The sequence below is a fragment of the Gymnodinialimonas ulvae genome (assembly GCF_037543845.1).
Lineage (GTDB): Bacteria > Pseudomonadota > Alphaproteobacteria > Rhodobacterales > Rhodobacteraceae > Gymnodinialimonas > Gymnodinialimonas ulvae.
The window spans coordinates 1,830,994-1,850,542 of record NZ_JBBIFX010000001.1; the positions used below are offsets into that span (position 1 = coordinate 1,830,994).

19 protein-coding genes are annotated in these 19,549 nt (G+C 64.2%); 9 read left to right on the top strand and 10 right to left on the bottom strand.

Annotation, left to right across the window (positions count from 1 at the left end; translation table 11 throughout):
• The first annotated feature begins 21 nt into the window (after window positions 1-21).
• Window positions 22-1,410 (top strand): helix-turn-helix domain-containing protein, encoded by a 1,389-nt coding sequence (locus tag V8J83_RS08835; protein ID WP_339985535.1) that lies wholly within the window; start codon window positions 22-24, stop codon window positions 1,408-1,410.
• A gap of 49 nt (window positions 1,411-1,459) precedes the next feature.
• Window positions 1,460-1,918: an SRPBCC family protein gene (locus V8J83_RS08840; RefSeq protein ID WP_339985537.1), complete on the top strand. Its 459-nt coding sequence runs from the start codon at window positions 1,460-1,462 to the stop codon at window positions 1,916-1,918.
• 9 nt (window positions 1,919-1,927) lie between these two features.
• Here the strand turns inward: V8J83_RS08840 and V8J83_RS08845 are convergent, their stop codons facing one another.
• From V8J83_RS08845 to V8J83_RS08870, 6 genes are all read right to left on the bottom strand, one after another.
• Window positions 1,928-2,167 carry an HP1242/YdcH family protein gene (locus V8J83_RS08845; protein ID WP_339985539.1) on the bottom strand — a complete coding sequence of 80 codons (240 nt, stop codon included), beginning with the start codon at window positions 2,165-2,167 and terminating at the stop codon, window positions 1,928-1,930.
• Window positions 2,168-2,262: 95 nt separating this feature from the next.
• A complete protein-coding gene (locus V8J83_RS08850) occupies window positions 2,263-2,961 on the bottom strand; it encodes an HAD family hydrolase (protein ID WP_339985540.1) in 699 nt (232 codons plus the stop codon).
• 147 nt (window positions 2,962-3,108) lie between these two features.
• Window positions 3,109-4,005, bottom strand: a complete 897-nt coding sequence (locus V8J83_RS08855) for a DMT family transporter (protein WP_339985543.1) — start codon at window positions 4,003-4,005, stop codon at window positions 3,109-3,111.
• Window positions 4,006-4,029: 24 nt separating this feature from the next.
• Window positions 4,030-4,635, bottom strand: a complete 606-nt coding sequence (locus V8J83_RS08860) for a LysE/ArgO family amino acid transporter (protein WP_339985545.1) — start codon at window positions 4,633-4,635, stop codon at window positions 4,030-4,032.
• Between the two features lie 276 nt (window positions 4,636-4,911).
• Window positions 4,912-6,945: a DEAD/DEAH box helicase gene (locus tag V8J83_RS08865; RefSeq protein WP_339985547.1), complete on the bottom strand. Its 2,034-nt coding sequence runs from the start codon at window positions 6,943-6,945 to the stop codon at window positions 4,912-4,914.
• Between the two features lie 187 nt (window positions 6,946-7,132).
• Window positions 7,133-7,903, bottom strand: coding sequence for a YebC/PmpR family DNA-binding transcriptional regulator (locus tag V8J83_RS08870; RefSeq protein ID WP_339985549.1), 771 nt, complete (start codon window positions 7,901-7,903; stop codon window positions 7,133-7,135).
• Between the two features lie 510 nt (window positions 7,904-8,413).
• Between V8J83_RS08870 and V8J83_RS08875 the strand changes: the two genes are divergently transcribed.
• The 3 genes from V8J83_RS08875 to V8J83_RS08885 all read left to right on the top strand — a co-directional run bounded on the left by V8J83_RS08875 (window position 8,414) and on the right by V8J83_RS08885 (window position 11,780).
• Window positions 8,414-8,695, top strand: coding sequence for a thiamine pyrophosphate-binding protein (locus V8J83_RS08875; protein ID WP_339985551.1), 282 nt, complete (start codon window positions 8,414-8,416; stop codon window positions 8,693-8,695).
• On the top strand, window positions 8,650-9,948 hold the full coding sequence (locus V8J83_RS08880) for an acetolactate synthase large subunit (RefSeq protein WP_339985553.1): 1,299 nt from the start codon (window positions 8,650-8,652) through the stop codon (window positions 9,946-9,948). Before V8J83_RS08875 ends, V8J83_RS08880 begins: the two co-directional genes overlap by 46 nt.
• A 62-nt stretch (window positions 9,949-10,010) precedes the next feature.
• Window positions 10,011-11,780, top strand: a complete 1,770-nt coding sequence (locus V8J83_RS08885) for an SLC13 family permease (protein ID WP_339985555.1) — start codon at window positions 10,011-10,013, stop codon at window positions 11,778-11,780.
• 475 nt (window positions 11,781-12,255) lie between these two features.
• On the opposite strand, the gene V8J83_RS08890 is transcribed toward V8J83_RS08885, so the two are convergent.
• The 4 genes from V8J83_RS08890 to V8J83_RS08905 all read right to left on the bottom strand — a co-directional run bounded on the left by V8J83_RS08890 (window position 12,256) and on the right by V8J83_RS08905 (window position 16,536).
• Window positions 12,256-14,037 carry an SLC13 family permease gene (locus V8J83_RS08890; RefSeq protein WP_339985556.1) on the bottom strand — a complete coding sequence of 594 codons (1,782 nt, stop codon included), beginning with the start codon at window positions 14,035-14,037 and terminating at the stop codon, window positions 12,256-12,258.
• 199 nt (window positions 14,038-14,236) lie between these two features.
• Entirely contained in the window at window positions 14,237-15,139 is a 903-nt protein-coding gene (locus V8J83_RS08895) for a DMT family transporter (protein WP_339985558.1), read from the bottom strand.
• Between the two features lie 8 nt (window positions 15,140-15,147).
• Window positions 15,148-15,948: a TIGR00282 family metallophosphoesterase gene (locus V8J83_RS08900; RefSeq protein ID WP_339985560.1), complete on the bottom strand. Its 801-nt coding sequence runs from the start codon at window positions 15,946-15,948 to the stop codon at window positions 15,148-15,150.
• Between the two features lie 9 nt (window positions 15,949-15,957).
• Window positions 15,958-16,536, bottom strand: a complete 579-nt coding sequence (locus V8J83_RS08905; RefSeq protein ID WP_339985562.1) for a 5-formyltetrahydrofolate cyclo-ligase — start codon at window positions 16,534-16,536, stop codon at window positions 15,958-15,960.
• A 57-nt stretch (window positions 16,537-16,593) separates the two neighbouring features.
• Between V8J83_RS08905 and V8J83_RS08910 the strand changes: the two genes are divergently transcribed.
• The 4 genes from V8J83_RS08910 to V8J83_RS08925 all read left to right on the top strand — a co-directional run bounded on the left by V8J83_RS08910 (window position 16,594) and on the right by V8J83_RS08925 (window position 19,539).
• Entirely contained in the window at window positions 16,594-17,217 is a 624-nt protein-coding gene (locus tag V8J83_RS08910) for a VOC family protein (protein WP_339985564.1), read from the top strand.
• On the top strand, window positions 17,214-17,684 hold the full coding sequence (locus V8J83_RS08915) for a GNAT family N-acetyltransferase (protein WP_339985566.1): 471 nt from the start codon (window positions 17,214-17,216) through the stop codon (window positions 17,682-17,684). Before V8J83_RS08910 ends, V8J83_RS08915 begins: the two co-directional genes overlap by 4 nt.
• A gap of 47 nt (window positions 17,685-17,731) precedes the next feature.
• Window positions 17,732-18,433: a TerB family tellurite resistance protein gene (locus V8J83_RS08920; protein WP_339985568.1), complete on the top strand. Its 702-nt coding sequence runs from the start codon at window positions 17,732-17,734 to the stop codon at window positions 18,431-18,433.
• 104 nt (window positions 18,434-18,537) lie between these two features.
• The gene (locus V8J83_RS08925; RefSeq protein WP_339985570.1) at window positions 18,538-19,539 is read left to right on the top strand and encodes an endonuclease/exonuclease/phosphatase family protein; all 1,002 of its coding nucleotides are present in this window, start codon (window positions 18,538-18,540) and stop codon (window positions 19,537-19,539) included.
• The last annotated feature ends 10 nt before the right edge of the window (window positions 19,540-19,549 follow it).

A 19,549-nucleotide genomic window follows, 5' to 3' on the forward strand; every position in this document is an offset into this window, starting at 1 on the left:
TGCAAAGTTAGGATCAACGCCATGCCCGTCCAGAAGCTCTATGTCGGTGCCAAGCTGCGCTCCGTGCGCACCCGCCTTGGCCTCACGCAGAAGGATTTCGCGGCCAAACTCGGCATTTCGTTGCCGTATCTCAACCAGATGGAGAACAACAATCGCCCGCTGTCCACAACGGTTTTGATGGGGCTGGCGCAGGAATTCGGCGTCGATGTGACCGAGCTTTCGGCCTCCGATACCGACCGCCTCGTCTCCGACATGCGCGAAGCCTTAGCGGACCCTTTGTTCAGTGAAGGCCAACCCAATTTGGCCGATCTTCGCCTGACTGCGGCCAATGCACCGACCCTCGCCCATGCCTTCCTTGAACTGCACCGGGCCTACCGTCAGACCCATGAACGGCTGGCGTCGCTGGACGAGGCGCTGGGGCAGGCCCCTTCGACCACCGCCTCGCCCTGGGAAGAGGTGCGCGATTTCTTCCATTACACCGATAATTACATCGACGCCGTCGACCGCGCCGCCGAACGCTTCGCAACCCGCGCAACCGGAGATCTGGCCGCCCATACAGCCGCCGTGCTCGAAGACCGCGACATCACGATCCGACGCGCGCCCGGCGACGGCGTGCGCCATTATGAACCCGCCACCAAGACCCTCACCTTGAGCCCACAAGCCGCCCCCGAGACCCAGCGCTTTCAACTGCTGCACCAATACGCGCTTCTGGGGCAGCACGACCTGATCGAGGCCACGCTCGACCTCGCCAGGTTTCAATCCGACACCGCCCGCGAGATTGCCCGCATCGGGATGGCCAATTATTTCGCTGGCGCCTGCCTTATGCCATACGGCCGCTTCGCCGACGCCGCGCAGGAAACACGCCACGACCTCGAGCGCCTGTCGATCAGCTTTTCGGCCTCCATCGAACAGATCGCCCACCGGCTTTCCACCCTTCAACGGCCCGGCGCGAAGGGCATCCCGTTCTTTTTCGCCCGCGTGGATCAAGCAGGCACCGTCACCAAACGCCACTCCGCCACGCGGCTGCAATTCGCCCGCTTCGGCGGCGCATGTCCGTTGTGGAACGTCCATCAGGCGTTCGAGACCCCCGGTCGCTTCCTGCGCCAATTGGCCGAAACCCCGGACGGCGCATCCTACGTGATCCTGGCGCGTGACGTGTCGAAATCCGGCGGCGCATGGGGCCGCCCGACACGGCGCTACGCGATCTCGCTCGGGTGCGAGGTGCGCCATGCGCAGAGCCTTGTCTACGCCGATGATCTGGATCTGACCGCCGCGCCGCAGCCCATCGGCATTTCCTGCCGGATCTGCGAAAGGAAGGGCTGCCACCAACGCGCAGTGCCACCGTTAGAGCGGCGCCTGACGGTCGATCCGAACCGGCGCGGCACGCTGCCATACGAAGTTGCGCCGTGACACGCCACCCGCTAACCTCCGAAAATCAGACCGGAAAAGGAGCCGTCAGATGGAAATGCACAGCAGCCGTCATATCGCAGCCGACCGCGCGACCATCTGGGCAGCCCTCAACGATGCCGAAACGCTGAAGGCCTGCATTCCCGGCTGTGAAGAGCTTACCGGCTCCCCGGAAGACGGGTTTTCGGCGGTCGTCAAACAAAAGGTCGGCCCCGTTAAGGCGACGTTCAAAGGCGAGGTGACATTATCCGATGTCGTGCCTGAGGTAAGCTACACGATCTCGGGCGAAGGCAAGGGCGGCGTGGCCGGCTTTGCCAAGGGCGCGGCGCAGGTCGCGCTGGCCGACCACCCCGAGGGCGGCACCGAGCTCACCTATGATGTCGACGCGAAAGTTGGCGGCAAGATCGCGCAGTTGGGCTCACGACTTGTCGATAGTTTCGCCACAAAGATGGCCGATCAGTTCTTCGAACGCTTTCAGGCCCATGTCGAGGGCACGCCCGAAACCTCCTGACCGCTCGCGTCAGGCCTTCGCCAGCATCGCCGCGATCTCATCCTTCAAGGCCATCCGCTCGCGCCGCATCTGCTGCTCGGCCTGATCGCTGACCGGCTCCACACTGGTTTCGGCCCGGTGCACTGCGCGGTTGAGATCGTGATAGGCGTTGGCGAGCTTGGCGAAATGCGCATCTGATTGCTTCAGCGCATGAATCGCATCGGCTTTGTCGGGAAAATCGTCGAGCAATTCATGGGGGGTATGGGACATTACAAGCCTCCTCCGGTTTGTTTGCTTGCTCGAAGGATGCCATGCGGCGCGCCAAGCCGCCTTGCGCTACATCAAATCGGTGTGGTCGGTCGTGGCTATTGCGCTGCGGTCTCCAGGTCGCCGCGCCAGGTCGAGGTCAGGATCTCGGGGCTCAGCACCTTGGCCATGGGCAGGGTCCCGAAATCCTCGGGTGTATCGGCGGCCAATGCGCCGGGGAAAGCCAGAACCGCAAGCCCCGCATCCTGCGCCGCTTGCGCGCTGGCTGGTGTATCGGCCACCACGGCGACACATTCGCGTCCAACCCCCAGCGCTTCGATGGCACGGGTCATCGCCTCGGGATGCGGCGCAAGATGCGTGACGTCCTCGCGCAGGACGGCCACATCAAAACCAATACCAGAACGTGCGCGCGCCGTTGAGGTCAGAACCGCGCGCACCGGGACCGCTCCGGCACGGCTGACGAGGCCCAATTGCACCCCGGCCCGCACCAACCACCCCAGCGTGCGCCCCACCCCGGGCCGCAGCGGCAAAGGCCCGGTCAGCATCGAGGCAAACCGCCTTTGATGGGTCTCGTCCAGAAGCTCGGGCCGGACCGGACAAATCTCGTTCCGCCAAGCCGCATAGCGCGTGACCAATTGCCGGTCGCCGCCCGCACGCATCAATTCCGCATAGGTGTCCCAAGACCAATCCCAGTCCATCCCATGGGCGCGAAATGCGGCATTCCACGCGTTGCGATCGCTTTCCGCGCATTCAGTCACCGCGCCTATTCCACCAAAGATGATGGCTTCCAATGTCATGGCATTCTCCCGTATTCTTGCAGATGAAATGAGCGGCGCGGGTGGGAACAACCGGTGGCTGCAGAATGCTGCAGTACAGCATCAATGTAAGGGCAAACATGGCCGGTATTCTGGCAAAGTGCACATTTTCCGGGCGGAACGGAAAGGTTAACGCGGTGCGCGCATGGCCTCTCGCCAGGTGATGAACGTGACGGAGGCGATGATCATAGCGCCGCCAATCACCACGAAGGCATCGACAGGCTCCGCAAAAACCACGACGCCCAGAAGCGTAGCCCAGACGAGCTGCAGGAAGGTCACGGGTTGGGTGACAGTCAACGGCGCGGCGCGAAATGCCAGTGTCATCGTGTAGTGCCCCAATGTCGCAAACAGCGCGCAGACGAAAAGCCAGCCCAGATCAACCCATCCGATCGGAACCCAGACCATCCACGCAATCGGGGCAAGGAGCACAGGCACAAGTATCGAAAGGTAGAAGACCACCACTTCGGGCGCGAGTTTTTGGGACAGAAGCTTGGCCAGAAAATAGCTGCCGGCCATCGCGACGGCAGCGAAGAGCATCACGATGTGGCCCGCGTCGATCTCGCGAAAGCCGGGGCGGATGATGACCAGCGTGCCGAGGAAGGCGACGCAAACGGCGGCGATGCGCCATGGGCCGAGGCGCTCGCCCAGGAACACGACCGCCAGCAAGATCACATAGACCGGGTTGAGGTAGTTCAGGGCGGTGACATCCGCGATAGGGATCCGGGTCATCGCGAAGAACCACATCGAGACCGCCACCGCGTGGCAGGCGCCGCGGATGAACAGCATCCCGCCCGTGCGCCGGTCGATCCTGGCACGGCGGACGGAGGCGAGCATCGGCAGGAGGAACACAAGGCCGAGGGCGTAGCGCAGGAACCCGGCCTGGGTGGAGGGGACATCCTCACCGACCATCTTGACCGAAGCGGTGACGGTGACGAAGCAGAGCCCCGTGACGAACATCCAGAACATGCCCCAGCCCGGGCGGGCAGTGGGTTCGGCGGGGATGTCCGGGGGGGCGTGCGTGTCCATTGCCCGCACAAGATCACCGCAGGCTCAAAGGTTCAACGCCAGTTTCACGGCCAGTGCCAGCATCGTGAGGCCTACGATCACGTCGAGCCACATCCACGCTTTGGGCCGCGCGAAGACGGGTGCGAGGGCGCGGGCACCGTAACCGAGGATGAGGAAGAATACGCAGGACGCGGAGAGCGCACCGGCGCCGAAGATCCAGCGGCCGTCGCCATAGGTGGCGGCGACGGCGCCGATGAGGCCAACGGTGTCGAGATAGACGTGCGGGTTCGCCCAGGTGAGGATGAGGGTGGTGGTGAGCGCTGCGGCCAGGCTTTGCTCGGGCGCGCCGTCAGCCTTCAGCGCATCCTCGGAGTTGAGCGCGGCCCGGAGGCTGCGCAAGCCGTAGACGACGAGGAAAGCGGCACCGCCCCAGCGCATGGCCTCCAAAGCCCAGGGCGCGGCCTCGGCGATGAGGCCGAAACCGGCGACGCCCGCGAAGATCAGGATGGCTTCGGACAGGCAGCAGATTGCGACGACGGGGGCGACGTGGAGGCGGCGGATACCCTGGCGCAGAACGAATGCATTCTGCGCGCCGATGGCGAGGATCAGCGAGAAGGAGAGCGCGAAGCCTGCGGTGAAGATGGGGAGCATGGGCGCGCGCCTTGGGGTGGGGTTTGGAGGCGTCTGACTAGCGGGCGGCGGGGGTGGTGTCGAGGGGGTTTTGGGGGTCTGCGCACGCGTGCGCAAAGGGGTTAAGGCGTTGGAAAGATTGGGGAAAGGGATTTTTGTTAGGGATTTTTTAAGGATTTGAGGAGGGGGTTTTCGCCCGGCAAATGGTCGATTTGAGCGACCTGAAATCTGCGGAACAACGAGCGCAAACCGCGGCGCCCGAAGTGAACATGAAAACCAGCAGCTCTTTGCAGGGCTCTAGGTCTTCTCGGACGGTTTACGGAACGGTTTGGCGTCTCCGCCTTTGTCCGTTCTACGCTTTGGATGCTTAGCGGCCTTGCCTGCGTGTCTTGATCCATTTCGAGCGTTTTTGCCCGAACGCATGGGCTTGGATGGGTCTGATGCGCCTTCCTTTCGTTTTTCCCGTTTGCCGTCTTTGCCAGTTTGTTTTGCGCTGTCACTGGGCGCCGCTTTGTTTGGCCGTTTTTCGTGGCTGGTGGGTGCGCGCGCGGATTTCCCTTCGGATTTGTTTGCGCTCTGTTTTGGTTTTGGCGCGCCCTCGGCGTCGTCTGAATGCTTTCGCTTTGGCTTACGCACTGGTTTTTGCGGCTTGCTGACGCGGTCCTTCGGTGCCTTTGCCTGATCTTTGGGAGCTGCAGGTGGCCCTTTGGGCGATGCTTCGAAATCCGGCAGGCCGTCAAGCTCAGTCAGGGTGGCCCCTTGTTCGAGGGCAAGCTCTTCACCCAATTCTCGTTTCATCGCCGGAACTGCGTCCGTGGCGATTTCAACAAAGGTCTCTAGATATTGGACGCGAATGGCCCCGATCGCCGTTTTGGAAATGCCCGCGTTGCGACAGAGCATAGGCAAGAGCCAGCGTGGCTCCGCCCGGTCCTTGCGTCCCAACGACAACGAGAACCATGTGCTTGGCCCGAAGTCGCGGTGATCCTGACCCGCCTCGGGGCGCCTTCCGGGCTGTGGCGCTATGTCCAAAATTTCAGGTGCGCAGTGATGTTCGCGGTAGAGCCGCAGATAGGCAGCAGCGATTTGTTCGGGCGTCCGGCCATCGAGCAACCGCTCGGCGAAGGCGCTTTCTTCGGCGCTTGGGGTGCTATTGAAAGCGGGGGCGGAAATGATGCGCTCTTCCTCTTTGGCCAGCACCTCATGGGCAGTGGGCGGTGCGCCCCATTCTACTTCCAACTTGGCTGATTTGAGCAGTCTTTGTGCTTTGGCGCGCTGTCGCCCCGGAACGATCAAGACAGACTGCCCCTTGCGGCCTGCGCGGCCGGTTCGCCCAGATCTGTGAAGCAACGTTTCTGCGTTTGACGGGAGGTCGGCGTGGATCACAAGATCCAGCCCAGGAAGATCAATTCCCCGCGCGGCGACATCCGTTGCAACACAGACATTTGCACGCCCATCGCGTAGTGATTGCATTGCATTGCCGCGCTCTGACTGGCTCAACTCCCCAGAGAGAGACACCACTTTGAACCCCCGGTTCGAGAATTTGGCGGTCAGGCGGGCCACCATCGAACGGGTATTGGCAAAGATGATAGCAGTTTGTGCGTCGTGGAAGATCAGGACATTGATGATGGCCTTCTCGATATCCGACGGCGCGACATTCAAAGCGCTGTAAGCGATGTCCGCGTGTTGAGAGGTCGTGTTGCCGATAACAAGGCGTTCGGCATCGTCTTTTTGATGCGTTTGTGCCAGTTTTGCGATGCCGCGCGGCACAGTGGCCGAGAACATAAGTGTCCGCCTGTTGCCTGGCGTTTCGTTGAGAACGAACTCAAGGTCTTCGGCGAACCCCATGTCCAACATCTCGTCAGCTTCATCGAGAACGACCGCTTGCAACGCGCTTAGGTCAACGTTGCCACGTGCCACGTGATCGCGCAGCCGTCCGGGCGTTGCCACGACCACATGCGCGCCGCGTTCCAGCGCCCGCCGCTCGGTCCGGGTATCCATGCCGCCGACAGCCGAGGCCGTCACGATCCCGGCTTGGGCAAAGAGCCAGTCAAATTCTCGACGCACCTGCAAAGCAAGTTCCCGGGTCGGTGCGATCACCACGGCGAGGGGAGCCGCCGGTCGATCAAACCGACCATCTTCGCCGAGGAGATCGGGGGCAATGGCCAGGCCAAACCCGACGGTTTTTCCAGACCCCGTTTGCGCAGAGACCAGAAGATCCTTACCGCGCAGGGTTTCGTCGATCACCGACGCTTGTACCGGCGTAAGGGAGCTATAGCCCCTTTCGCTCAGGGCTTCCGACAGGCTGTCCGGCAGGCGAGAGAAGTCTTGCATATGTCACCAATGGCCAGGGAAAGGCTGGGCGATAGTCACATTCGCGCCGGATGTATAGCGGTCAATTCGCGTTTCGGACCTTTCCCAATCGGGTCACCGGAGCGAAGGACTCGTATTGCAATATGGCAATCGCCGGGTGTGCCGGGCGGAGGGGTGGCGGGACAGGTCCCACCCTGCAGGTGCCGCTTTACTCCGCGCCAAGCTGCGCCATGACCTCGTCCGAGACTTCGAAGTTCGTCGTGACGTTTTGCACGTCGTCGTCGTCTTCGAGGGCTTCGATGAGTTTCATCAGCTTCTGCGCGTCTTCGAGTTGCAGTTCGGTCGTGGTGGTGGGACGCCAGACGAGTTTGGTGGACTCGCTTTCGCCCAGTTCCGCCTCCAGCGCGTTGGACACGTCGCCGAGGTCGGTGTCGGCGCACCAGATGGTGTGGTTTCCGGGGTCCTCGTCGCCGTCGCCTTCATTGGTTTCGACGTCTTCGGCACCGGCTTCGATCGCGGCCATCATGATGGTGTCGGCATCGCCCGCGGAGAGCGGATAGGTCACCTGCCCCTTGCGTTCGAACATGAAGCCGACGGAGCCGGTCTCCCCGAGATTGCCGCCGTTCTTGGAGAAGGTCGAGCGGACGGTGGACGCGGTGCGGTTCTTGTTGTCGGTCATGGCCTCGACGATGACGGCGACCCCGTTGGGGCCGTAACCCTCGTAGCGGATCTCGTCGTAGTTTTCCGCATCGCCCCCGGTGGCCTTGGAGATGGCACGTTCGATGACGTCCTTGGGCACGGATTGCGATTTCGCTTCCTTCACCGCGAGGCGCAGGCGCGGGTTCTTTTCGGGATCGGGGTCGCCCATCTTGGCGGCGACGGTGATTTCCTTCGCCATCTTGGAGAAGAGCTTGGCGCGGATCTTGTCCTGGCGCCCTTTGCGATGCTGGATGTTCGCCCATTTTGAGTGGCCTGCCATGGCGCTGATCCTTCCAGGGAATGCGTTTGGCGGGTGTCATACCCAAGGGGCCGTGGCGGGGCAATGGGGGCATGGAAAAACGCGGGGCGGAGGGGGGGCGGCCCGCGTTTGGTGCCCGTTCATTGGACACGGAGAGGAGGGCGGATTGCGCCATGGGGAAGAGGATTACCAGTTGCGGCAGACGGGCCGGTCGCAATCGGCCAGCGTGGTGTCGACGCAGTGGGCGATAGTGAAGAGTTGCAAGGTTGCAACCGGGGGTTAAGCGTTTGTTTTTAGACGTTAAAGGGAATATTGGTTTTGTTTCAATCTGCGAAATTCGGGACGTCCGGGCGGTGCGGGCATTGATCTGGCAGCCGGAACGCTGCGCCAGCGGCCCGGTGTAACGGTGTCTCCGGCGCGGCCGATTTTTATTTACGCTTCCGACGGAGAGGTTACCGTCACATTGAAGCGCGCCACTTGTTGTTGCGCGACGTGGGTGGAAGACGCCCTGCCCTGGAAGGAGCTTCCGAAATGAACGGCGCAGAAGCCCTTGTGGAAACCATGCTTGCCGCAGACGTAGCCGTCTGCTTTGCCAATCCCGGCACATCCGAGATGCACTTTGTGGCCGCGCTGGATACGCATCCGGAGATGCGCTGCATTCTATGCCTGTTTGAGGGTGGCGTGACCGGAGCGGCCGACGGCTATGCCAAGATGAGCGGGAATGTGGCCGGAACACTTCTGCACCTTGGGTCGGGCTTTGCGAATGGATGGGCCAATCTGCACAACGCGCGCAAGGGCACTCCGGGATCGTGAATGTGGTGGGCGATCATGCGGGCTATCACCTGAAACACGACGCGCCGCTGCAATCGGACCTCGATGGTGTGGTGGGTTCGATCTCGAACTGGGTGCGGCGGGCGACCCATGCGACGATGGTCGGCCAGCTTGGTGCAGAGGCAATTCAGGCCGCGCGGGATGGGCAGATTGCGACACTGATCCTTCAAGCAGACGCGGCTTGGGGGGACAGCGTCACAGGTCGGCGCCCCCGTCCCGGCCCACCCAAAACACATGCCGGACGCCGCGCGTATTGCGGCGGCGGCCAAGACCCTCACCTCACCGGGTGCTGCCATCCTGGGGGGGCCGCGCTGTTTGGAGACGGAGCAGAAATGGCCGGAAAGATCGCAGCACGGACCGGATGTCGCTTGCTGGCCCCTTTCTGCGCCCCCCGCATGGGGTATGGCGAGGGCGCGGTTGCGTTCGAGTCGCTTTATTACCCCGCAGACTTGAATGCGGCCTTCCTCAGCGAAATCGGCAGCATAACACTGGTCGGGGAAAGCGCGCCGGTGAATTTATTCGCCTATCCCGGAAAACCCTCCACACCGGATGCGCCGGGCTGTGCCATTGACCGATTGTGCTACGGCGACTGGGACGTTCTGGGCACGCTCGCGGCCCTGGTCGAGGCCGTGGGCGTAGATGGCACAGAAATCGTTCCACGGATCACACGGGCCGTTGCTGAGGTCGAAAACGGCCCGCTGACGCCCGAAGGCATGGGGCGGGCCCTTGCGAAAGCCATCCCCGACGGCGCCATCATGGTGAACGAGGCTGTCACGGCCAGCGCCGGGATCTTTCCACCCATCAACACCGCAGCGCCACATGACCGTTTGAACAACACCGGCGGGTCCATCGGCCAATGCCTGCCCAACGCGCTTGGGGCATCTGTGGCGTGCCCAGATCGCCCATTTTTTGCGGTCTCGGGTGACGGGTCGGCGATGTATCAACTGCAATGCCTGTGGACGCCGGCGCGGGAAGAATTGGACATCACTTTCGTGATCGTCGCCAACCGGGGCTATCAGATCCTGCATCTCGAGCTTGCCGAACAGGGCGCACCCAAACCCGGGCGCAACGCGCGCGCCATGTTCGACATCGAAGCGCCGCTGCTGGATTGGGTTGCCCTTGCCAAGGGCCATGGCATCGGCGGCGTGCGAGTGGATACGGAAGAGGCGTTCGCTGAGGCGTTGGAAATGGCCCGGACCACGAAAGGTCCGTTTCTGATCGAGGCCGTCATTTGACCGTTAAGAGCCATGACGGAACACAGCTTTCCGGCACTGTGCGCACGCGGTAAGCTCGCGCCATGACACAAGATCAGATTATCCTCTTCTCGCTCTTTGGTATCGTCTTTGGCCTGCTGTTGTGGGGGAAGTTTCGCTACGATTTGGTGGCGTTCAGCGCGCTGATGGCGGGCACGGTTCTGGGCGTTGTGGAGCCGTCGGAGGCGTTTGCGGGCTTTGGCCATCCAGCGACGCTGGTGGTGGCGCTGGTCTTGGTGGTGTCGGCCGGTTTGGTGCGCTCGGGCGCGGTGTTCCTGATCACGCGGACGCTGGTGGATGCGGGGCGGTCGTTGGGCGCGCATATCGCGATCATGGGCGGGATCGGCGGGGTTTTGAGCGCGTTCATGAACAACGTCGCGGCGCTGGCGTTGCTGATGCCGGTGGACATTGCGACGGCGCGCAAGGCGGGGCGCTCGCCGGGGGTGTCGTTGATGCCGCTGAGCTTCTGCACGATCCTGGGTGGGATGGTCACGTTGATCGGGACGCCGCCCAACATCATCATCGCGACGATCCGCGAAGACAGCCTTGGCGCGCCGTTCAAGATGTTCGATTTCGCGCCGGTGGGCGGTGTGGCGGCGATTGTGGGGCTCACCTTCGTGGCGCTGTTCGGGTGGCGTTTGATCCCGGCGCGCGACAGCGGCGTGGGCGATCAATTGAACCAGTTGGAGCCGTATCTTGCGGAGTTGCGCCTGCCCGAGGGCAGCAAGCTGGCCGACACGCGGTTGCGCGATCTGGATGCGGCGGCGGGAGAGGCCGATGTGACGCTTTTGGGGATCTTGCGCGACGGCAAGCGGCGGTTCGGGATGGGGCGAAACTTGCGCCTGCGCGAGGGCGATGTGTTGGTGTTGGAGGCCGCCCCCGAGGCGCTTGACGAGTTCCGCGTGGGTCAGGGGTTGGAACCTGCGGGCGCGGGGGCTGTGGCGAATGTGACGGGCGACGGGGTGAGCTTTGTCGAGATGGTCGTGCAGGGCGACAGCCGGATCGCGGGCAAGACGGCGGAGGCGGTTGGCCTGTCGTGGCGGCAGGGCACGACGTTGATGGGGATCGCGCGCAAGGGCACGCGGATCACGAAACGGCTGCGCAAGACGGTGGTTGAGCCGGGCGATATCCTGCTGCTGCTGGCGCCGTCGGACAGGGCAGACGATGTGGTGAGCTGGCTTGGCGGGCTGCCGCTGGCCGATCGGGGGCTGACGGTGACGAATGACACCAAGACCTGGGCGGCAATTGGGCTGTTTGCGGCGGCGGTGGCGCTGGCGTCGTTCGGGCTTTTGTACCTGCCGATTGCGCTGGGGATCGTGGCGGTGGGGTATGTTCTGTTGAAGATCCTGCCGCTGAGCGAGATTTACGACCATATCGAATGGCCGGTGGTTGTGTTGCTCGGGTCGATGATCCCGCTCGGCGCGGCGTTGGAGACAAGCGGCGGGACGGAGTTGATCGCGGGCGCGTTGGTGGGCCTGACCGAGGGGCTGCCGGCCTGGGCGATCCTGACGGTGCTGATGGTGGTGACGATGACGATGTCGGATGTGCTCAACAACACGGCGACGGCGATTGTGGCAGCACCCGTGGGCATCACGATGGCGCAGACGCTTGGCGTGTCGCCCGATCCGTTCCTGATGGCAGTCGCGGTGGCGGCGTCGGCGGCTTTCCTGACGCCGATCGGGCACAAGAACAACACGCTGATCTTGGGCCCCGGGGGGTATCGGTTCGGAGATTACTGGCGGATGGGATTGCCGCTGGAGGTGCTCGTCATCGCGGTGTCGATCCCGACGATCCTGGTGGTTTGGCCGCTGTGACGAGGGGCGCCCCCCCCCCGGCCCGCCCCCCTTGCGCTTGCTGGCTTCCACTGGTTCCAAATACCTGAAGAAGGACAGGTTGATTGAAGACACCGGTGCGATCCTTTGCGTCCTCGGGCCAGCGGCAGGCGCTGTAGAAAAGATAGAGAAAAGATATAGTGCCTTCGGCGAAGGTATTTTTGACCAATGGAAGACAGGGCGGTGTTTTGGCCAGGTGGCTTTACCCGCTTTTAACCAATGTCGGTGCAGGGTTTTCGGGCGGTACAGGCTGAGGAGCCGATGGCCGTACCAGTGGAAGACCGCCCGGGAGGAATGGCTGAGGCCAGCCCGGGTGGCTTCTTTCCCGGGGAGTCTTTGCTTTCGCGCCCACAGGGCGCCACCGCCCGGCCGGAGGCCGGGCCACGCCGCGCCACAGGCGCGCGCGGGACCGCGTGGCGAAGCCAAGCCAGTCTGATGATGGTGCCAAGAGCGCGGTTCAGAGCGGCCAGATCAGGGGGATGGCGAGGCAGACGACCACGCCGAGGCTGAGGTTCAGCGGCAATCCCACACGCAGGAAATCGCTGAAGGCGTAGCCGCCGGGGCCGTAGACGAGCATGTTGGTCTGGTAGCCGATGGGGGTGGCGAAGCTGGCCGAGGCGGCAATCATCACCGCGATGACCAAGGGGCGCGGGTCGATGCCGACGGCCTGGGCCAATGCAATCGCGATGGGGGCCATGATGACGGCGACGGCGTTGTTGGACACCAGCTCGGTCAGGACCATGGTGAGGTAATAGACCGCGATCAGCAGGACCCAGTTGGGGGCCGTCGACAGGGCCGGGGCCACCTGCCCCACGATCAGATCCACGGCGCCGGTCTGCGAGAGCGCGGCGCCGACCGCGAGCATGGCGAATATCAGCGCCAGAAGCCGTCCGTCGATGAAGGAGAACGCCTCTTCCGCGTCGATGCAGCCGGTCAAGAGCACAATGGCCACGGCGGTGATCGCGAGGGCGAGGATGGGGGCCACGTTGAAGGCGGCGAGCACGACGATGCCCGCCATGCAGGCAATCGCGATGGGGGATTTGGAGCGGCGATAGGCGCGCTCGGACGGTTTGGAGACGTCGACAAGGTCCATATCGGCGGCGAGGCGTTGAATATCCGCCGGGTCGCCTTCGAGCAGGAGTGTATCGCCCACGCGCACGATCAAGTCGTCGAGCTGCATGCCGATGTTCTGGTTCCGGCGATGCACGGCCAGCGGGTAGACGCCATAGCGGCGGCGCAGGCGCAAGTCTCCGAGCGAACGGCCAACCATGCGGCAACCCGGCGTGATCAGAACCTCGACGGTGGCGGTGGCGACCTGGCTGAGCTTGTCGACGGTCTTGAGGTCCTTGGATTCCTGCAGGCTGAGGACTTCGGACATCTCGGTGCGCAACACGACACGGTCGCCTTCTTCGAGCAGGACACCGGTGAGGTTGCGGCGCAGGGACGCGTCGCCGCGTAACACGTCGATCAGGCGGACGCCGTCACGTTTGAAGAGGTCCACCACCTGCGGGGCCTGCCCGATCAGGGCGGAGCCTTCGGGCACGGCGACCTCGGTAAAGAACTTCGGACGCGCGCGGCCACTGCCCAGAAGCGACGCCATGGACGACCGGTCGGGCAGCAGGCGGCGGCCAATGAGGGCGAGGTAGAGCATGCCCCAAGCGACCACGACGAGGCCGATGGGTGTGACCTCGAATATGGTGAACGGCTCCAGCCCTTCGGCGCGGGCGACCCCGTCGACCAGAAGGTTCGTGGACGTGCCGATCAGGGTCAGCGTGCCGCCCATGATCGCCGCATAGCTGAGCGGGATGAGGAACTTGGAGGGCGATTGGCCGAGAATGCGCGCGATCTGCACGAAAACGGGGATCATGATTACCACGATAGGTGTGTTGTTCATGAAGGCCGATGCGATGGCGACAAAGGCCAGCAGGCTGACCACGGCGACGGCGGGGCGGGCCTTGGCATTGGCTTCGGCAAAGCGGGTCAGCCGGTCAAGCGCTCCTGTGCGCACGAGCGCGCCCATGACGATGAACATCGCCGCGATGGTCCAGGGCGCGGGGTTCGACAGGACGTCGACCGCAGCCTCGTAGGGCAAAAGCCCAAGCACCAGCAGCGTCGCGGTGCCCCCGATGGCCACGACCTCCGTGGGCCATTTCTCCCACATGAAAAGGGCGAACATGGCCAGCAGGATCGCCAGTGCGAGCAGGCCTTCGCCGGTTTGTGAGAGGGGAAGATCAATCATAGCGGCCCCTTATAACGACGTCATGGAAGGCGTCACCCATAAATAGATGGCGGGTAAGTCGATGAAATTGGAAGGGGCCGCATGGGATTTGCGCCGGGCGTGGGACGTATCCGGGTCATCGGATGAAAAATGTGCCGCTTTTTGGGCTATTGCGCGGGCTGCGCCGCGCGGGGGCGCGGGGTGCGCCGCGACGTGACGGCTATTGCGCGGGCTGCGCCGCGCGGGGGCGCGGGGTGACGAGGAAGAGGCCCACCATCATCAAGGCCAGCGCCGCCCAGACCCATGTGCTGTAGATCTCGCCGAGGATCAGTTTGGCCCAGAGGATGCCGAAGCCCGTCACGAGGTAGCCCACCTGCGCGGTGAAGACCGCGCCCGCCGCCCCGACGAGCCAGACATAGGTGACATAGGCCGCGACATGGGCCAGCGAAGATCCCAGAATGGCCCAATCGGGGACGCCCCACGGCCCGCGCGGGTCGATCCATTCGCCGGTGACCCAAGCCAACGGCGCAGAGATCAGCACGCCCACAAGCGAGGCACCGGCCAGCACCTGCATCGCATCGAGGCCATGGGTGCCCCAGCGGCCCACGATATTGCCCTCGCAGGCATAGAGAAACGGTGCGATGAGCGCGATGGGCAGCCAGATCGCCATGCCCGCGTCGGGCAGAGAGCTATCGGGAGCGGAGATGGCGATAATGGCAAGCAGGCCAAGCGTCAGGCCCGCGATCCGCGCCGGAGAGAACCGGTCCATGCCAAGGCCCACCGCGATGGGAAGCGCCATCATCGGCACGGTGGCGATGACGATCGACAGGATGCCCGAGGGCAGATGCACGGCGGCGGTGAAGCTTGCCCAATTGGGCAGGATCGTTCCGATCAGCGCGATCAGCAGATAAAAGCGCAGGTGGACGGGCTGCAGCGGAAGGGCCTTGCGTCGGATCACGAGAAGCGCGCCCAGAAGCGCCGCGCCGATTGCGAATTGCCAGAAGATGATCCCGATATCGCGGTAGCCTTCGGAGACGGCGATTTTCGATAGCGGCTGCGTGATGCCCCAGGCCGCGCCCATGCCAACGAGGATCGCCAGAAGCATGGCGCGGGTATGGGTCACGGGGACGCTCACGGGGTGGCGGTCTGGAGCCGTCCGCCTTCCCGGATCGGGGTGATGGTGGTGGCTTTGCCGTCGGTGTCGGTCTCGACCAGGACACCCGAGAGGCTTGCGTCGCCCGCGGCGGGCGTGAAGCGTTCTTTCGGCATGCCGGTCAGGAAGCGGCGCAGGGGTTCCTTTTTGTCCATTCCGATGACGGAATTGTAGTCGCCGCACATGCCCGCATCGGTCAGGTAGCCGGTGCCGCCCGACAGGATCATCGCGTCGCCCGTGGGCACGTGGGTATGGGTGCCGACCACAAGGCTGGCGCGGCCATCGAGGAAATGGCCCATGGCCATCTTTTCGGACGTGGCCTCGGCGTGGAAATCGACGATTCGGGTCGCGGCCTGCCCGCCCAGTTGCTTGAGGGCGGCGTCGAGGGCGGAGAACGGATCGGCGAAGGGGCGTTTCATGAACACCTGCCCCAGCGCTTGCGCCACGAGGATCTTACGGCCTTTCACATCGAAGAGCCGCGCGCCCTTGCCGGGGGCTTGGGCGGAGAAGTTCAGCGGGCGGAGAATGCGCGGCTCGGCCTCGATGAATTGCAGCATGTCCTTCTGATCGAAGGCGTGATCGCCGAGGGTCACGCAATCGGCGCCCCCCTCCAGAAGAGTCTTGGCATGGGCGCCAGACAGGCCAGCCCCGGAGGTCGCGTTTTCGCCGTTCACCACGGCGAAATCGACCCGCCAGTCGGTTTTCAATTGGGCCAGTCGGGTGGTGATGGCGGCACGGCCAGAGCGGCCCATGACGTCGCCGAGAAAGAGGATACGCATGGGCCCGGGTTAGTCCGGTGCCGGCCGGGGGGCAAGGGTTCCGTTTTCGGTGACGAGGGCATCGAGGCGTTGATCGGTGGGCTCCTGCGGCAGGTCGGGGTGTTCCTGCGCGGCGTAGGCGAAGCCGATTGCACGGGTGGGCGCGGCGGCGCGCAGACGGTGCAGCGTGCGGTCATAGAAGCCACCGCCATAGCCCAGGCGATTGAGACGCGCGTCGAAGGCCACCAGCGGCACGATCAGGGTGTCGGGGGTGAGCCAGTCGCCATGGGCGGGGATCTGCGCGCCGAAAGGGCCGCTTTGCATCGCAGACTCCGGCGACCAGGCGCGGAAATCGAGCGGCTGGCCTGCGCCCGCGATGACTGGCACGCAAAGCCGCGCGCCCATTGCATGGAGCGTCTCCATGGCGGGCAGCGGCGAGATTTCGGTGCGGATCGGCATGTAGCCCGCGATGATGCGGCCTTTTGCGGGGCCGATGGCCTTGAGCAGGAGCGCCGTGGCGCGGGGGGGCGCGCTGGCGGCGTCGGCATGGGCGGCCTTTCGTGCGGCGAAGGCGGCGGCGCGGGCGGTGGCTTTGGGATCGTCGGTCATGGTCGTATTGGCCACGGGCCGCGGCGCGCGCGCAACGGGCTTTCCGACCTGTGGGGCATGAGTTACGACAAGGGCATGTTGGATTTGGATCATATCGTGGTCACCACGGACGTTCTGACCGAAGGCGCGGCGCAGGTTGAAGCGCATCTCGGGCAGGGTTTGCTGCCCGGTGGGCAGCACGCGGCGATGGGCACCCACAACCGGCTTCTGTCGCTGGGGCCGGAGGCGTATTTCGAGGTGATCGCGGTGGACCCGACAGGCGCGCGCCCCGGCCAGCCGCGGTGGTTCAACCTCGATGCACGGACGCCCGGTACGCGACTGAGCCACTGGGTGATGCGCTGCGATAATCTGGAGGCCGCGCTGGCGGCGGCGCCTGAGGGCTGCGGGGTGCCGTGGGCGTTGGAGCGGGGCGATCTGCGGTGGCGCATGGCCGTTCCCGAAACCGGGCAGACGCCGTTTGACGGCATGTTTCCGGCCTTGATCCAATGGGATAGCCCACCGCCTGTGTTACATGATACGGGCGTGCGGTTGGAGGTGTTGCGGCTGTTCTCACCCCAGGCCAGAGCGCTACGAGCGGCGCTGGGGCCGATGATGCAGGGCGCACCGGTGGAGATTGCCGAGGCGGACGTAGCGCGGATGGAGGCGGTACTGCGCACACCCGGCGGCGACGTGGCGCTATGATCCGGGCGGCAACCGCGCAGGACGCGCCGGAGGTCTTGTCGCTTTGGAACGAGGTGATCGCGGAGACAACGATCACCTTCACAGCCACCCCCAAGACCGAGGCGCAGATCCTGCGCATCCTGGAACATCAGCCGGTCTTCGTGCCGGTGCTGGACGGCGCGTGCTGCGGCTTTGCGACCTACGGGCCGTTTCGGGCGGGTGACGGATATGCCCGTTCGGCGGAGCATGCGATCTATCTGCGCGACACGGCGCGCGGGCGCGGGTTGGGGCGCGACTTGATGGCGGAGGTCGAGGCCCATGCGCGCGCGGCTGGCATACATATGTTGATCGGCGGCATCTCGGGCGAGAACGCGGGCGGGCTGGCGTTTCACCGGGCGATGGGATTTGTGGAACGGGGCCGCCTGCCGGAGGTGGGGCATAAATTCGGGCGGTATCTGGACCTGATCCTGATGCAGAAGGCGTTGTGACCTTTTTGAGCCTGACGTTCCGCGGCAGAGCGGGCTAAGCTGGCCCCATGTCGCTGTGGTCACGGATATCGGATGCGCTTGCTGCACTTGGGGCGGGGGAGAGCCTGTCGGAGGTGTTTTCGCGCCTGCGCACGCCGCCCGAGCGCACGGTGGCGTTCACCATCGCGGTGATCGCTCTGTCGGCGAAGATGGCCAAGGCCGATGGGTTGGTTACGAAAGACGAGGTCACGGCGTTTCGCGAGGTGTTCCATATTCCGCCCGCGGACGAGCCTGCCGCCGCGCGGGTGTTCAACATGGCGCGCGAGGACGTGGCCGGGTTCGAGACCTACGCCGAACGGATCGCGCGGATGTTCCGCGTCGACGGCCAACCCTGCGGGCAGGACAGCGTGCTGTGCGATCTGATGGAGGGGTTGTTTCATATCGCGGCGGCGGACGGCGAATATCACCCGGCGGAAGAGGCGTTCCTGAGCCGGGTGGCCGAGATCTTCGGGATGGAGCGCCCCGCGTTCGAGCGCCTGCGCGCGCGCTATGCGCCGGAGTATGGCCCCGATCCCTACACGGTTCTGGGCGTCTCGCCGGATGCGACGCTGGAGGATATTCGCGCGGTCTGGCGCGCCGAAGTACGCCAGACCCATCCCGACCGGATGATTGCGCGCGGCGTGCCGGAGGAAGCCGTGCGTCTGGCCGAGCGGCGGATGCAGGCGATCAACCAGGCCTGGGAAGACATTCAGGCCGGGCGCGCGGCCTGAGGGGTGGGATTTTCAGGTATTTTTGACCAATGGAAGACAGGGCCAGGCGCGCCGGATCTGGGCCGGATCCGGGCCAGATCGGGACCGGAAGGAGTGGGGAAGCGGTGCGGATAGCAACCTATAACGTGGAGTGGTTTCACACGCTGTTTGACGCGGAGGGGGGGCTTTTGCGCGATGACAGCTGGTCGGGGCGGCGCGATGTCACCAAGGCGCAGCAGACAGAGGCATTGATCACCGTGTTTCAGGCGCTGGATGCCGATGCGGTGTTGGTGGTGGAGGCCCCGGATTGTTCGCGCGAGCGCGATGGGGTGGCGGCGTTGCGGGGCTTTGCGGCCGAGGCGGGCTTGCGGGCGCGCGAGGTTTGCAAGGGATTTCAGAACGATACGCAGCAGGAATTGATGTTGCTGTATGATCCCGACGTGATCGCCGCGCGCCATGCGCCGGTTGAGGCGGGCGCGCCGGGGTTCGAGACGGAGTTTCGGATTGATCTCGATATTGACGCATCGGAGGACATTGTGCGGTTTTCCAAGCCGCCGCTGGAGGTCGCGTTGGAGACGCCGGTGGGTCGGATGCGGTTGATCGGGGCACATGTGAAATCCAAGGCGCCGCACGGGGCGCGCGACGAGGCCCACGCGATGCAACTGGCCATCGCGAACCGGCGCAAGCAATTGGCGCAGTGCATCTGGCTCAGGCGCAGGATCGAGGCGCATCTGGAGGCCGGTGAGGCGTTGATTGTGGCCGGTGATCTGAACGATGGGCCGGGGTTGGACGAATACGAGGCACTGTTCGGGCGCTCGGGGGTGGAGATCGTGTTGGGCACGCAGGCCGAGGCGGGTTTTCGGATGTTTGACCCGCATGCGGCGCAGGCGTTGCAGAGCCGGATTTCGGCAGTTCCCACGACGGCGCGGTTCTTTTTGCATCATCAGGAGCGATTTTTGCAGGCGCTGCTGGATTACGTGATGGTATCGCCGGATTTGAGGCCCCGCGCACGGCGGTGGCAGATCTGGCATCCGTTCGACGATCCGGCGTGTTGGGGCAAGCCAAAGTTGCGCGAGGCGCTTTTGACGGCCTCGGACCATTTCCCGGTAAGTCTTGATTTGTCCTGAGGCCAGGCCC